The sequence below is a fragment of the Pseudovibrio sp. SCP20 genome (assembly GCF_057774105.1).
Genome location: NZ_JBYMDH010000001.1, coordinates 447,393 through 461,449, shown reverse-complemented (window position 1 = coordinate 461,449; position 14,057 = coordinate 447,393). Strand labels below are relative to the sequence as shown.

Here is a 14,057-nt window from a genome sequence, read left to right as displayed (position 1 = left end):
CATCCATTTTCAAGGAACCTGCCTACGAGTTCCTGATCAATTCTGGGGCATATTTTACGTTACACGGCGAGAACAAGAATGCTACTATTCGCAACAGCGTGTTACTTGAGAGGAACATTAGAACATTCATGAAGTCTTCTGATTGGGAGCTGATGCCCGCCTTTCTCGCCGTGGCGCGGGCTGGCAGTTTGCGGGCCGGGGCAGAGCTGCTTCACACCAATTACGGCACAGTCAACCGCAATATTCAGGCGCTGGAAGCGAGTTATGGCGTGGCGTTGTTTGTGCGCTCCACCAAGGGCTTCAAGCTGACAGAGGCTGGCGAGGCTGTGCTGCCGTTTGCTGAACAGGCCGAGCAGGTGATCATCAATGCGCGCAAACGGGTGGAAGGGCTGGACAAAACCGAGGCCGGAACGCTTCGCTTTTCCGTTACGCCCACATTTGCCTATGATGTGATTACGCCGATTATCAGTCGCTTTCAGGAGGCATATCCGGATATTCAGGTGGCGCTGCGGCTGACTTCTGCGGTTGAGAACATCAACAAGGACGAGACGGATGTGTCACTGCGAGCCGCCTATGATGTGAGCGGCGACGTGGTTGCCCGCAAGCTCTATCCTATGGCGATGGGCATTTACGCCAGCAAGACTTACATCGACACTGCGTTTGCAAAAGCTGGCCCACAAGGCGCAGGTCTGTCGTGGATCGGATGGCCGGAGAATGGTCCGTTCAGCAACTGGATCTCACAGTCTGCCTTTCCTCAGGCAGATGTGCGGCATAGCGTTTCTGATGGATATATGCGGCTGCGGATGCTTCGGGAAGGCTGTGGCATTTCTCCCCTACCAGTGGTGTTTGAGAAGTACTTTCCTGACCTGTGCCGTGTGCCTGGTACGCCGCTGGAGTTTGGGCAAACACTCTGGATCGTGCTGCATGCTGATTTGCGTAAGACCGTGCGTATCCGCCGTTTTGTGGACTTTCTGGCAGATGCGCTGATGGATTTGCGGCCAGATATGCAGGGCGAGCTTTATCGGCGCTAGAGCAGGTTGCGTTCATCTGCATTCACGCATCCAGCTCTAACCTTTTGTTTTAACGCGTATTCCTATCCGAAAACCGGAACCACTTTTCGGGAATACGCTCTAAAGGATGCCAGCTTAAGTGCTGGTCACAATAACCTCAATTGCAGGTTGGTGTTGCTACGTATAGTGTGCAAGCATCCTATCATTTCAGCCAAGCAAGTGATCTATGAAACTGTTTTACGCTCCCGGCACCATCTCAATTGCCGTTGCCATTGCCCTTGAAGAATCCGGCGTGCCGTACACCACGCACAAAATCGACTTCAAGAACCCGGAGGTCAGCCGTCCGCAGCTGCTGGAAGTGAACCCGAAAGGCCGCGTGCCTGTTCTGGTGACCGACCACGGTATTCTGACGGAAGCCGGTGCTCTGCTGGATTACATTGCCGACCTTGCGCCGGATGCGAGCCTGAAGCCCTCTGATCCTTACAAAGCCGCCAAGATGCGCGAGGCCATGTACTATCTGGCCTCCACCATGCACGTGAACCACGCCCATAAACTGCGCGGTGCCCGTTGGGCGGATAAGGAATCCAGCTGGGAGGACATGCGCGCCAAGGTGCCGGAAACCATGACAGCCTGCTGCGCGTATGTGGAAGAGAACATCGTCGCCGGCCCTTACGTACTCGGTGAGACCTTCAGCATTGCCGACGCCTATCTTTACGTGGTCAGCACCTGGCTCAAAGGCGATCAGGTCGACATCACGCCTTTTCCAAAGTTCCACGCTTTCCAAAAGCTGATGGAAGAACGAGATTCCGTGAAAGCTGTGAAAGCAGCTGGAATGCTGGGGTAGACGATAAGTTATCCGTTTTGGACAAAACACCCGCTGATGAACGTCATCAGCGGGTGTTTTGTCATCTTTTTAGTTCCCTAAAAGAATTTAGCCCCTTGACCGCCTTAAGAAACTTGTCAGCATCACGTTTTGAGTTCAAATAAAGCAACTTAGAAAATACCAACACAAATCGAGATAATGACCACTCTTCGATTGCTTGCTCTATTATTAATCCTAGCGTCCCCCTATAAAGCGTTTGCGGGTGTAAACACTAATATTAATAAGAAAAATGACGAAGTAAGGATCACAAAAGTACAAGATCTCTTGCTAGAAAATTTCTCTTCAAAACAATATCTAGCTGCACTGTTTGTATACTTTGAGCAATACGCTTATCCAAATCCAGTTCCAAATGAGATAAGAGACCTTTTACATTTTATAGGCCCACTCAACAATATGAATGTATTCTTCGGATTTGCTAAGGAAGATGCAAATTTCATTATTGAGTTCACTAATGGCAAAACCTGCCATTTGCATATTGAGAAGTATCATGCCCGCTTAACTCTGACCAAGCAAAACACCTATGCTGAAAACATTCAATGTATGAAAGACAGCTACCTCGTTGTTTCTGGTATACCAAACTCCCTTGATGCCAATTATGAGGAACTTAAAACGGCATTGGCCATCAAAAAACTCTGTAAAACAGGACATCTCGATGATGAAAATGTCTCCTCGTGCATAGATAAGCAGTTAGCCAAAATTCCTAAGTTTAAGTAAGTGTCTTCGACCTAAGAAAGCGCTCCCCGCTAGTAGGCTATATCAGCGGGTGCTTTTGTTATGAAAATAGCCACCGTGAATGCCGGAGAGGGCCATGCGGTTGACGTAGGTGGGTAGTTGGTCTCATAGGCCCTCCCTATCCTTGTACTTGTCTATTTTCAGGGTGCCTGAGATTGAGAACAGCTTTATGAGATCTGGTTTATCGGTGGGTGTTGGTTTGGCGAGGGTGCAGCGGGGTGTTTGTATCGGTGCTTCCAACATTCCTACTCCCTTCCTCCAAGCCCAAAAAGCACCGACTGCCAAGCGATACATCTCAGATCAGATGCAAACTTGAATCGATAGTCGTTATGCGCGTTATCGGGCTGATAACAATAGATAGTGTTCCTTGGTTTTATTATTTCTGCAGTGAGCGCTGCGAGTCATAATTGGTCAGTTGATTAAGATTGTCGGCAAGAAGGGCAAGCTTATGGCTCCTGGCAACAATAACGAACAACAGCCCAATGAAAATCCTGCTCCGGATTATGAAAACTGGATACAGGCCATGGGGCAGGAGTTGAACCTGCAGTTTGATCCAGCGGATCTGGCAGGTGAGAGACCCGTTGGACAACCAGAGAACCAGGCTCCACCAGAGGTGCGGGTCAACGATGCCGATGCCCAGCAGCCTCCGCAACCGGGCCAGCCCATGATGCCACCGCTGGCTGTTCCCATGCAGAACCGCCCCAATGAGCAGCCTAAGGCAGGCAGCCGGATGCAGGTGGAGTACAAGGACAATGGCACCATGGTCATTGATCCCTACTCCGTGCCTCGTACCATCGCGACAGCTCATGGTGCCGGACTTGATGGTGTGCGTCACGCCGTTTACGCACCGACCAGATACTCCACTGATGTGGAAGGCAAGATCACACCGCCGCTTCAGGGAGATGCATTAGCCCAACAAGCTCTTGGCCGTGGCGGTACGGGATACCTGCAGACCTACCCCGACATGGAAGACGCTGTCATCAAGCGCCCTTACAGCTTTGGTGAGGGAGAAAACCAGCAGTTTCTGGGAATGGAGTCGATCATTCACGAAACAACCATCCTGTCCGCTCTTGGGGAGTTTGAAGGTGCCAAAGGCGTTGAGAACATCATCAAGGTGAAAGGTTCTGGCGTGACCGGTGGCGGCGAGCCCTTCGTGATCATGGAGAACCTGAAGGGCGGCACGCTGGATGATCGTATCGCCAACGAGGGCCTGCCCCCCGAGCAGCTGGATCAGTTTGCAGAAGGGCTGCTCTCCGGTATTTCCTTCCTACAGAACCGCAATGTGATCCATCAGGATCTGAAGATCGACAATATCATGTTCCGCAATCAGGGCAGTGTTGAGCCGGTGATCATCGACTTCAACGCAGCCTCAGCCACAGAAGGGATTGCGGCTGCAACGGATGATTATGAGGAGTTCCGCTATGAGCGGGATGGCGAACCGAACATCCAGCCCCCGGAGAAGCAAGGCGAGCAGATCAATCTAGCCAAGATCACGCCAAAGGCAGATTCATGGACTGGTGGGCTTTGTCTGGCGGCAGCAGTGATTGGCAAGCAAAGCCAGCAGGCGTTGGTGCAGGAAGCCAGACAGGCCGAGGGCAATCAGGCTGTTGTTGATGAAGCTTTGGATCGTCGGTTAGGCACTGCGCCTGAGCACATCAAAATGGCCATCAAAGGCATGATGCGGGTTGAGGTGGGCGAGCGTCTGACAGCTGAGCAAGCTCTTGCGCTGATGCAGCAGAACAACCCGAACTTTGTGCCGGAAGAGCAGCCTCAGCTACAGGAACCTGAGCCACAGCCGCAAGAGCCGGAGCCACAGGAGCCGGAACGGGTCTATAGCGACGAGCCCAAGGAAGGCAGCCCTATTCGCGTTCAGAGAAAACGCAATGGCACTTTGGTGATTGAACCGGACAGTGTGCCAACAGGCATTGAAATGGTGCCTCAGCGCGGACGAGACGCCCGCCAGTATGGCAACCGCTATCGCGCAACACGGCACAGCCTGCGCATGAACCAACATGTTCCGCCGCCTATCGTCGATGGGGAGCACGATCAGCCGGGTGTCCTTGCCCATGGTGCAACAGGTGTGCTTCAGGACTTCCCGGAGATGGAAAATGCAGTTTTGAAGCGACCCAATGCGGTGCAGGTGGAAGCGGGAGAGCCGTTGACCTATATCGGCATTCCGCAGCTTTTACATGAAGCGAAGATCCTGACGGCACTGGCAGATTTTGATGAGGCAAAGGGCTACGAGAATATTCCCCAGATCAAAGGCACTGGCATCACTGAACAGGAAGAACCCTACATGGTGATGGAGAAGCTGAAGGGCGGAAACCTGACAGAGCGTATCCCAGAGGAACGTGGTATGCCTGAGGAACAGGCCGAAGCGTTCGCCAATGGACTGCTGAACGGTTTGTCCTTCCTGCACAAGCGCAACATCGTCCATCAGGATCTGAAGCCCGACAACATCATGTTCCGCGAGGAAGGTGATGAGGTGCCAGTCATCATCGACTATGACCTTGCCACCGCCCATGAAGGCGTCGCAACCGGCACTGGCGAAGGTGAGCCTGATGGGTTCGACCTGAGCGGCACACCGGACATCATGCCGCCGGAAGCCAAGAACCCCGGCCCCAACAAGGAAAACCTGAGCGAGAAGATCGACGCGTGGTCCGCTGGTATCTTGCTGGTGACGGCCGTTGCCGGGAGCCGCACTGCAAATCTTCTCAAGGAGGATCTGACGGACTTCCGCAATGGTGCCAACACAGATTCCAACCAGCTGCGCATTCTGTTGGAACGACATCTGGCAGGTGTTCCGCAAAACATGAAGGAAGCCATCATCGGCCTCCTCAAACTCAACCCCACCACCCGCCTCTCCGCTGAACAGGCCCTAACCCTGATCAACTATGCGAAGGATGGTCCGGGTGGTACCGGGTAGGGTGTGATGCTTTGTCCGCGAGGGTGTTATACCCCTACACCCCGAGCTTCACGACTACGTTGAGGAGTGTGTCGCGGAGGGATTGGACTTCTTCTTTGGTGAGGTTCTGGTAGATCACGCGGCGGTCGCCGGCCATGACGCTGTCCATGGCTTTTTCGACGGTGGCTTTGCCCGCTTCTGTCAGGCGCACGATCTTGCTGCGTTTGTCGGTGTCATGGTCGATGCGGGTGACGAGGCCATCAGCTTCCAATTGCTTGAGAATTTTGGTCATGCCGCCCGATGTCATCAGCAGAGCCCGGTATAGATCACTGGGGGACATTTCCCAGGGCTCAGGACGCCCACGCAGAGCCACCAGCACCTCAAAGGCGCCATTGGTCAGGCCGTAGACTTCCAGCTCTTTGGTGCAGTTCTGGTCGAGGATTTCGGCGAACCGGTTCATGCTGAGAAACAGCTCGGTTTCAACGGAGACGGCTTCCGGCCAGTTCTGGCGCATTAGCTCAAGGGCTTTGCCCATCGGGTAGGCTTTTGACATGAGATCCTCATCACAACTCTACCGGTTTTCTAAATTAAATCTTGCCAGAAAGATAGTTTGAATATATCTATCCAGAAAGCTACTTAGAAAGACAGGTGTAAAATGAGAAGTTTCTGGGACAGAATCCGGCATACAGTGCTGTTTGAAGTGGTTGCTCTTTCCGTTGTCGCAGTATTTGGCAGCTGGATTACGGGGCACTCATTGCAAGAGGTTGGTGCCCTTGGACTGATGTTATCCCTGATCGCTATGGGCTGGAACTTTGTTTACAACTGGCTCTTTGACAGATGGTATGTGGCCAACCGCGGCACCAAGCCAAGAACCATCCTTGTGCGTATTGTACACGCATTTCTGTTTGAGGGTGGCCTGCTTGGATTTGGTCTTGTCGCAATCATGTGGTGGTTGCAGATGAATTTTATTCAGGCATTGCTACTCGATATCGGCTTTGCGGTGTTCTTCCTGATCTATGCCTTCGTTTATAACTGGGTTTACGATCTGGTGTTCCCAGTCCCCGCGCCTAGAGCCGCCTGAAATCGCAACGCTGACATATAAACGCAAGAAAAGCCGGAATAACGCAAATTCCGGCTTTTCCTTTCAAACCAACGCAAACTGGCGGTTTGTCTGATCAGATGTCGTCGTAATCGACTGTGACATCATCTGTTTTGGGTCTGGATTGGCAGGTGAGCACGTAGCCTGCCTCAATTTCCCATGGTTCCAGTGAATAGTTCACGGCCATGTCGACTTCACCGGAAACGACCTTCGCACGGCAGGTGCAGCACATTCCGCCCTTACAGGAGAATGGTGCCTCAATGCCTGCGCGCAGAGCGCCGTCGATGATGGTCTCACCCGGCTCCAAGGTGATGTCGTGACGGGCTCCGTCGACAATCATGGAGACTTTGGCGTTGTGGTCTACAGCACTGGAATCCTTAGCTTTATGTGCTGCGTGTGGATCACCGCCGTCTGCTGGAACGAACAGCTCGTTATGGATGTGTTCCAGCGGGATGCCGTGGTTTTGACAGGTCTGCTTGGCCGCTTCGATCATATCGCCGGGACCGCAGAGGAAGACGTGGTCAATGCTGTTTTCACCGACCGTCTTGGTGATGAATTCCTCAATCTTTTCAGATGTTAAGCGACCATTGAAGAGGCTCAGTTCCTGTTCCTCACGGGACAGAACATGGTAGACACTCAAGCGATCGAGGAAGCGGTCCTTCAGGTCATCCAGCTGATCCTTGAAGATCACGCTCTGAGAGTTCTTGTTGCCATAGAACAGGAAGAAATGACTGTTCGGCTCATCTTCCAGTACTGCCTGCACCATGGACATGATCGGCGTGATGCCGGATCCTGCTGCGAAAGCGGCGTAAACCCTTGCATCTTCAGTGGTTCCTCGTGGCAGATTGAAGCGGCCCATTGGGGTCATCACGTCAATCTCGTTGCCAACAGCCACGTGGTCGAGCGCGAAGCTTGAGAAGCGGCCTCCCTCCACTTTCTTGATCGCAACGCGGATGTCATCGTCCTTCGGAGAGGAGCAGATGGAGTAAGAACGGCGGGTGTCTTCACCGTTGATAAATTCGCGCAGTGTGAGGTACTGCCCTGGAATAAAAGAATAATCTTCCTTCAGGTCCGCAGGTATCTCGAAGGCGATGGAGACGGCCTCCTCCGTTTCTTGATGGACTGACTTGATCTTCAATCTATGAAACCGTGGCGACATGGTTTCCTCCCTTGCACCTGAACCGGTCAGATGCACTTGAAATAATCAAAAGGCTCAGAGCAATCGTTGCAGCGGTACAGCGCCTTGCAAGCGGTTGAGCCAAACTCGGAAATACGACTGGTGTTGGCAGAGTTGCACTTGGGACAACGGACTTGCTCCTCCCCGAACAAAGCCCGACGCGAGGCCTTGCCATTGGGTGGCGCAATTCCGTAAGCCCTTAGCTTTTCACGCGCTTTTTCTGAGAGCCAATCTGTGGTCCAGGCCGGATTGAGGACGGTTTTCACCTCTACCTTGTCAAATCCAGCGTTGAGCAGAGCCGCTTCAATGTCGAAAGCGAACATGCTCATGGCCGGACAACCGGTGTAGGTTGGTGTGATGGTCACTTGCACAGAGCCATCCGCCTGCACGTGCACATCGCGCAGAACACCAAGGTCCTCAATGGTCAGAACCGGCACCTCAGGATCCGGTACATCGCACACCGCATCCCAGGCTTTTTGGTCCAGTTCAGATCTCAAAATTTTCGCTGCAACTGCCATGGGTTAACTCCCAATCACCACTGGGCTTGCGGGAACGAGCGCTGCAGGTACTGCATTGGCGACAGAATATGCCCCAGATGCTCGCTGTGTTCGCCCTTACGGCCACCGGTCTGCATCCAGCTTTCCGTTGGACGTTCCAGATTGGCGCGAACCAATACCGTGTTCACTGTCTCATCCCATAAGTGCTTGATAGACATGGGATCTACGGCAATGCCTTTTGCAACAAGCGATGATACAACCTCGTCACACTCAAACATCTCGCCGGTGTACATCCAGAGGAACTCCAGCGCATCACTGATGCGGTTGTGGCTTTCCTCGGTGCCGTCACCCAGACGGATCACCCACTCAGCAGAATGGCGCAGATGGTAGGCAGCTTCTTTTTCTGCCTTGGCTGCCAGACCGGCCAACAGCTCGTCTTCCGATTTCATCATGGCTTCCCAGAAAGGATGCATGAACGCGGAGAACAGGAACTGACGGATGATGGCATAAGCGAAATCATCATTGGGCTGTTCAACAAGCAACAGGTTAGTGAACTCGCGCTCAACCCTATGGAAACACAGGTCATCTTCGTCGCGGCCTTTGCCTTCGATCTGACCTGCATAGGTGTATAACTCGCGGGCATGGCCGATCAGGTCGAGTGCAACGTTGGTGAGTGCGATGTCTTCTTCCAAGTGAGAAGCATGGCCACACCATTCGCTCAAACGCTGGCTCAGGATAGCGGAATCGTCTGCCAGTCGCATACAGTATGTAAATAGTGCCGGATCTTTCATCATGGCCTCCTTACATGTTCGCGACTTCGTCAGGGAGCTCGTAGAACGTTGGGTGGCGGTAGATCTTCGAGGCTGTCGGCTCAAACATCTCGCCCTTCTCATCCGGATCGTTTGCTACGATTGCAGCTGATGGCACAACCCAGATGGAGAGGCCTTCACCGCGGCGGGTATAGACATCCCGCGCTGCCTGAAGTGCCATCTCTGCATCAGCTGCATGGACGGAGCCTGCATGGCGATGAGACATGCCATTGCGTGCTCTGATAAAAACTTCCCAAAGTGGTGTTGCTTGTTCGCTCATGTTCCGCCCTCCCTTAAGCAGCTGATTTCTTTGCGGCTTGCTTTGCAGCGTACGCCTGCGCAGCCTCGCGCACCCAGGCACCGTCCTCATGCGCCTTGATGCGGTCTTTCATCCGCTGCTTGTTGCAGATGCCATTGCCTTGAATGGTGTTGTAAAACTCGTCCCAGTCCGGTTGACCGTGTTCCCAATGGCCTGTTTCCTCATTGAACTTGAGGTCCGGATCCGGCAGCGTGATGCCCAGAACCTTTGCCTGTGGCACTGTCGCATCCACGAACTTTTGACGAAGCTCATCGTTGGTGAAACGCTTGATTTTCCACTTCATGCTGGCTGCTGAGTGCTTGCTGTCCTTGTCGGAAGGGCCAAACATCATCAGTGCTGGCCACCATAGGCGATTGACGGCGTCCTGCACCATCTCCTGCTGTTCTGCAGTGCCTTTCATCATGGCCACGAGAAGATCGTAGCCCTGACGCTGGTGGAAGCTTTCTTCCTTACAGATGCGGATCATCGCGCGGGAGTAAGGTCCGAAAGAGCAACGACAGAGCGGGATCTGGTTCATGATGGCCGCGCCATCCACCAGCCAGCCAACAGCACCTACATCCGCCCAGTTGAGGGTTGGGTAGTTGAAGATGGAAGAGTACTTGGCCTTGCCGCTGAGCAGTTGATCCACCAGCTCTTCGCGTGAAACACCCAAGGTTTCTGCGGCGGAATAGAGGTAAAGACCGTGGCCGCCCTCGTCCTGAATCTTGGCAAGCAGGATAGCTTTGCGCTTCAGGGATGGAGCGCGGGTGACCCAGTTTCCTTCCGGCAACATGCCAACCACTTCGGAATGCGCGTGCTGAGAGATCTGGCGGACCAGCGTTTTGCGGTAAGCTGCTGGCATCCAGTCGTTGGGTTCAATCTTCTCTTCGCGGTCAATACGGGCTTGAAAAGCAGCAAGCTTCTCTTCGTCCTCAACCTCGGCTTCAACAGCTGGGTTGTTCAATGCTTGCGTGTACATAGGTTACGTCCCTCCCAAGAGCACACCAATGTTCGTCTCCGCTTCAATATGTCACAGAATATCATTCTCACAAGTTTTTTCTGTAACATTTAAGGGCGCATTTTAGGACAATTCTAAATTCTCTAATGATTACAAAGGTTGGAACCGTTCAAAAAAAGCAGGCTCAGGAGGCGGCAAAGTGCCCTCTGCATTCTTGGCATTAGAATCAAGCCAGGTCTCACCGCGGTCTCTCAAGGCGCTGTAAATGTCTGCCGCCAGCTCTCGGGCGATGCTTCCTGCCCAGTTGTCTGGCAAGGCCTGAAGAGGCAGCTCAGGGTCTCTCAGAACGAGCCTTCGCAGGTCGTGGATGAGCATGATGCGGATGACCAGCGCGTCTTCTGACGAGATGCCCGGCTCACTTCGTGAAGCTTCTGAGAGGCATGCGTGGAGACCGCGGTAGTTCTCAATGAACTCGCTGTAGCCTTGTTGCAGACTGTCCAGGTTCCAGGCTTGTCGTGCCAGCTGCAGCGCTTTGTCTGCTGGGGCCTTGGACTGCATATAGACAACCTTGCCGGAGGATCTGGGATTGCCCTGCCCGTTGTCTGGCTTGATCAATACATTGGGTGCAATGACGCCGTAGCCTTGCTCCATCAGCTGCTCGCGGCGGTCTGCCCGGTCGTCACCTTCGCTCAGGATCGCTGTGATCCAGCTGCCATTCCCCTTGGCGGGGCCTCGGGCGTAAATGCGCGGAGTGGCTTGACCGAAGGCTTCACGGCCCATTTTGGTGAGGCGGTAGAAGGAGTTGCGGCCTATGCGGGTGCGTTCCAGCCAGCCATCAGAGGCAAGGCGTGACATGGCTGTGCGGACGACACCGGAGTTGATGCCGATCATCTGCATGATCTCGGTGATGTTGCCCATCCAGAGCTCTCCGCCGCGCTGAGCAACGCAGTCACCAAAGATGGAGATGATCATGGACCATGAGCGGATTGGCTTTTGCGCATGGAACCTGTCGATGAGCTTTTGCTGCTCTTGCTCTAGATTGCCCACGACCACGCGCCTCTTGAGATTTGGACCCCACATAGTTGTAAGGGCTTCCTGCCGCCTCATGCAAGTCCCTGTTTGCAAAGAACAATAGGAAGCGCAGCAGAGAATGATGGTTTTGATGCCCGAGAGGATGGCATGAAAAAAGCCGGAGGCAGAACCTCCGGCTTCAAATCATCTGCTCAACAAGTTCTGCTTATTTTGCAGTAGCGTCGGTGATGCGACCAGCCAGTTTTGGCTCGTATGCACCGCCCTGTGCTTTCAGGAAGTCAGCAAGTACGAATTCGAGGCCTGGGCCGTAGTCGTATGCGTTTTTACCTTCTGCGGAGAAGATCTTGTAGCCGTCGCCACCGTTACGAACGTAGTTGTTGGTTGCGATTTTGTAGACTTTTTCTGCGTCGATTGCAGAACCGTCTTCCAGGGTCACTTCAACAATACGCTCACCAGCAGGCTTGGAAGCGTCGAAGGTGAACTTCAGACCAGCAACCTGTGGGAAGCGGCCGGCGCCTTCTTCGATCTTGGACAGACCGTTTTCCAGAGCGTCTTTGATGAACTTACCCTGAAGGTCGAAAGTCGCCAGAGTGTTCTGGAACGGAAGAACTGCCAGAGCTTCGCCCATGGTTACTTCACCAGCGTCGATGGATGCACGCAGGCCGCCACCGTTGGTGATTGCAATCTGAACGCCCTGATCTTTGGTTGCGTCGAGCATAGCGTCAGCTACGAGAACGCCCATTTCACACTCACGTGCGCGGCAGGACTTACGGTCACCATCGATCGCAGCAGTTGTGTTGCCGATAACTTCGGTGCGGATTTCATCAAGTGGGCCAGCGAGTTCTGCGATACGAGCCTTGATAGCTTCGTTCTCAGCAACTTCTTTGTCCATGATGATTGGCTCACCAACAGCTTCGATCACGTCGCCGTTGTCGTCGAACTTAACGTTCAGCTCACCGAGGAACTTACCGTATGCGTATGCAGATACGATCGCAGCTTTCTTACCATTTGGAGCTTCAACCCAAGTTGGGTATGGGCCTTCAGCACGGTCAGAAGTGTTGGACAGGTAAGTGTTGGTGTGACCACCAACGATCACGTCGATACCGTCAACAGCAGCAGCGATTTTCTTGTCTACGTCGTAACCGGAGTGAGACAGAACGATGATCTTGTTCACGCCCTGCGCCTGAAGTTCAGCAACGTGCTTGGTTGCAGCTTCGATTGGATCGTAGAAGGATACGTGCTCACCTGGGCTGGACAGCTCGTGAGTGTCATCTGGTGTCAGGCCGATGAAACCGATTTTCTCGCCGCCACGCTCAACGATAGAAGTTGGCTTGAGAACGCCGATCAGCTTGCCTTCTTTAGAGAAGTCAGCGTTTGCCAGCAGTACAGGGAAGTTTACGATGTCCATGAAGCCACGGAGAACTTCTGGGCCATCGTCAAATTCGTGGTTACCGACGGTCATTGCGTCGTAACCGAGAGTGTTCATGAACTCAGCTGCAGCCTTACCTTTGTAGTAAGTGTAGAACAGAGAACCCTGGAACTGGTCACCACCATCAACCAGAACGGAGTTTTTCGCAGCAGCGCGGCGTTCTTTAATTGCTGTTTCCAAACGAGCAGTGCCACCCAAACACTTGCCCTTTGCATCATCCTTTGCAGAACAAGTAGAGTCGTACTTGTTGATTGGCTCAATGCGGGAATGGAAATCATTCGTGTGCAAAATTGTCAGATCAAATTCTGCCATAGCCGGTGCAGAAACACCAAAAGACAACAAAAGCGCAGTTGCGCCCAAGAGATGCTTTTTCATAGGTCTTGCCTTTTTTCAATTGCCCCAAGCAATTTAACGAGACGGCTACGCGAGAATCTCTATATCCGCGCAAACCTCCCAAGAACACGCTCGGTACAATTGCCCATAACTGTGACAGGCACAAGACTAAAGCAGATATATTTCGCCATCTAATTGAAAAAAAATTCAGAGCCTGACTTTTTTATCGCTTACCTATCCGGCACCTGTTGCAAGGGGTAAGATTGTTGAGAATCCTTTTAATATATCAACTTCTTGGCTCAACAAATCACAGGTAGAAAACACCGAAAATACGTAAAAATTGTCGAAAAAATCTTCAATTTTTCGAAATATTTATCCCCAAATCCTCAATGCAGAATACGTGGATCTTCTAGGTCAGAGATATCAGATTCACTGAACTCTTCCTCAACTGCAGGTACGGAATAATGACCACTCAACCACTTGTTGAGATCCACTTGCTTACACCTGTCTGAGCAAAACGGCTTCGTCGCTTCCTGCGTCGGCTTTTCGCAGATCGGGCATTTTGCGGATGGCTTCTTCATCATCTCTCTCAACTGCTGGTTTGGGTCTTCGCAGATATGGCTGTTTACCTCTCCGGCTCAGCGGAGCATCTGCCAGAGCCTCTAGCCAGTATTTGCAGGGACATCAAGAGATAAAGTCAGGTCACTGCCGAGGTTTTGTCGATTTCGGAATAAAGACGGCCTCGCCACCTCTTCACAACTGCAAATTATCTCCTAAATTTAAGGTGTTAATCAGTTTAGGTGCAAACAACTTTGCAGCTGCTAAAGTTCGGACTAAGATTACTCATAGGCAGGCACTTTTAAGTATGCGCGTATCCTTGCCCAACAACCGGAAG

The 14,057-nt window shown here is 52.7% G+C and carries 14 protein-coding genes; 5 read left to right on the top strand and 9 right to left on the bottom strand.

Translation table 11 applies throughout. The features are described 5' to 3' along the window. Positions 1-128: 128 nt before the first annotated feature. The 4 genes from AC3CB2_RS02130 (at position 129) to AC3CB2_RS02115 (ending at position 5,551) form a co-directional block, all read left to right on the top strand. Entirely contained in the window at positions 129-1,031 is a 903-nt protein-coding gene (locus tag AC3CB2_RS02130; protein ID WP_352931201.1) for a LysR family transcriptional regulator, read from the top strand. A gap of 205 nt (positions 1,032-1,236) precedes the next feature. Beyond that, on the top strand, positions 1,237-1,854 hold the full coding sequence (locus AC3CB2_RS02125; protein WP_352931203.1) for a glutathione S-transferase family protein: 618 nt from the start codon (positions 1,237-1,239) through the stop codon (positions 1,852-1,854). 177 nt (positions 1,855-2,031) lie between these two features. After that, positions 2,032-2,607, top strand: a complete 576-nt coding sequence (locus AC3CB2_RS02120) for a hypothetical protein (protein WP_352931205.1) — start codon at positions 2,032-2,034, stop codon at positions 2,605-2,607. Positions 2,608-3,040: 433 nt separating this feature from the next. Further along, positions 3,041-5,551 carry a protein kinase domain-containing protein gene (locus AC3CB2_RS02115; RefSeq protein ID WP_352931207.1) on the top strand — a complete coding sequence of 837 codons (2,511 nt, stop codon included), beginning with the start codon at positions 3,041-3,043 and terminating at the stop codon, positions 5,549-5,551. Between the two features lie 34 nt (positions 5,552-5,585). Here the strand turns inward: AC3CB2_RS02115 and AC3CB2_RS02110 are convergent, their stop codons facing one another. After that, positions 5,586-6,083: a MarR family winged helix-turn-helix transcriptional regulator gene (locus AC3CB2_RS02110; RefSeq protein WP_075700481.1), complete on the bottom strand. Its 498-nt coding sequence runs from the start codon at positions 6,081-6,083 to the stop codon at positions 5,586-5,588. A 102-nt stretch (positions 6,084-6,185) separates the two neighbouring features. Between AC3CB2_RS02110 and AC3CB2_RS02105 the strand changes: the two genes are divergently transcribed. Further along, complete coding sequence (locus tag AC3CB2_RS02105; protein ID WP_352931209.1) at positions 6,186-6,611, top strand: PACE efflux transporter; 426 nt, start codon at positions 6,186-6,188, stop codon at positions 6,609-6,611. 94 nt (positions 6,612-6,705) lie between these two features. Here the strand turns inward: AC3CB2_RS02105 and paaE are convergent, their stop codons facing one another. The 8 genes from paaE to yacG form a co-directional block, all read right to left on the bottom strand. Next, positions 6,706-7,788: a 1,2-phenylacetyl-CoA epoxidase subunit PaaE gene (gene paaE, locus AC3CB2_RS02100; RefSeq protein ID WP_352931211.1), complete on the bottom strand. Its 1,083-nt coding sequence runs from the start codon at positions 7,786-7,788 to the stop codon at positions 6,706-6,708. A gap of 26 nt (positions 7,789-7,814) precedes the next feature. Beyond that, on the bottom strand, positions 7,815-8,324 hold the full coding sequence (gene paaD / locus AC3CB2_RS02095) for a 1,2-phenylacetyl-CoA epoxidase subunit PaaD (RefSeq protein ID WP_014284494.1): 510 nt from the start codon (positions 8,322-8,324) through the stop codon (positions 7,815-7,817). Positions 8,325-8,338: 14 nt separating this feature from the next. Next, on the bottom strand, positions 8,339-9,097 hold the full coding sequence (gene paaC, locus AC3CB2_RS02090; RefSeq protein WP_352931213.1) for a 1,2-phenylacetyl-CoA epoxidase subunit PaaC: 759 nt from the start codon (positions 9,095-9,097) through the stop codon (positions 8,339-8,341). Positions 9,098-9,104: 7 nt separating this feature from the next. Beyond that, positions 9,105-9,392 (bottom strand): 1,2-phenylacetyl-CoA epoxidase subunit PaaB, encoded by a 288-nt coding sequence (paaB, locus tag AC3CB2_RS02085; protein WP_014284492.1) that lies wholly within the window; start codon positions 9,390-9,392, stop codon positions 9,105-9,107. Positions 9,393-9,405: 13 nt separating this feature from the next. Further along, complete coding sequence (gene paaA, locus AC3CB2_RS02080) at positions 9,406-10,389, bottom strand: 1,2-phenylacetyl-CoA epoxidase subunit PaaA (RefSeq protein ID WP_008549981.1); 984 nt, start codon at positions 10,387-10,389, stop codon at positions 9,406-9,408. Between the two features lie 129 nt (positions 10,390-10,518). Continuing rightward, on the bottom strand, positions 10,519-11,415 hold the full coding sequence (locus AC3CB2_RS02075; protein WP_352931215.1) for a PaaX family transcriptional regulator: 897 nt from the start codon (positions 11,413-11,415) through the stop codon (positions 10,519-10,521). Positions 11,416-11,605: 190 nt separating this feature from the next. Beyond that, positions 11,606-13,204, bottom strand: coding sequence for a bifunctional metallophosphatase/5'-nucleotidase (locus AC3CB2_RS02070; protein WP_352931217.1), 1,599 nt, complete (start codon positions 13,202-13,204; stop codon positions 11,606-11,608). A gap of 344 nt (positions 13,205-13,548) precedes the next feature. Then, positions 13,549-13,746: a DNA gyrase inhibitor YacG gene (yacG, locus tag AC3CB2_RS02065; protein WP_008549890.1), complete on the bottom strand. Its 198-nt coding sequence runs from the start codon at positions 13,744-13,746 to the stop codon at positions 13,549-13,551. Positions 13,747-14,057: the final 311 nt, after the last annotated feature.

Coding starts and splice junctions, on each gene's coding strand:
- AC3CB2_RS02130 (WP_352931201.1), top strand. CDS start 129: ATGAAGTCTTCTGATTGGGAGCTGATGCCCGCCTTTCTCGCCGTGGCG.
- AC3CB2_RS02125 (WP_352931203.1), top strand. CDS start 1,237: ATGAAACTGTTTTACGCTCCCGGCACCATCTCAATTGCCGTTGCCATT.
- AC3CB2_RS02120 (WP_352931205.1), top strand. CDS start 2,032: ATGACCACTCTTCGATTGCTTGCTCTATTATTAATCCTAGCGTCCCCC.
- AC3CB2_RS02110 (WP_075700481.1), bottom strand. CDS start 6,083: ATGTCAAAAGCCTACCCGATGGGCAAAGCCCTTGAGCTAATGCGCCAG.
- AC3CB2_RS02105 (WP_352931209.1), top strand. CDS start 6,186: ATGAGAAGTTTCTGGGACAGAATCCGGCATACAGTGCTGTTTGAAGTG.
- paaE (WP_352931211.1), bottom strand. CDS start 7,788: ATGTCGCCACGGTTTCATAGATTGAAGATCAAGTCAGTCCATCAAGAA.
- paaD (WP_014284494.1), bottom strand. CDS start 8,324: ATGGCAGTTGCAGCGAAAATTTTGAGATCTGAACTGGACCAAAAAGCC.
- paaC (WP_352931213.1), bottom strand. CDS start 9,097: ATGATGAAAGATCCGGCACTATTTACATACTGTATGCGACTGGCAGAC.
- paaB (WP_014284492.1), bottom strand. CDS start 9,392: ATGAGCGAACAAGCAACACCACTTTGGGAAGTTTTTATCAGAGCACGC.
- paaA (WP_008549981.1), bottom strand. CDS start 10,389: ATGTACACGCAAGCATTGAACAACCCAGCTGTTGAAGCCGAGGTTGAG.
- AC3CB2_RS02070 (WP_352931217.1), bottom strand. CDS start 13,204: ATGAAAAAGCATCTCTTGGGCGCAACTGCGCTTTTGTTGTCTTTTGGT.
- yacG (WP_008549890.1), bottom strand. CDS start 13,746: ATGATGAAGAAGCCATCCGCAAAATGCCCGATCTGCGAAAAGCCGACG.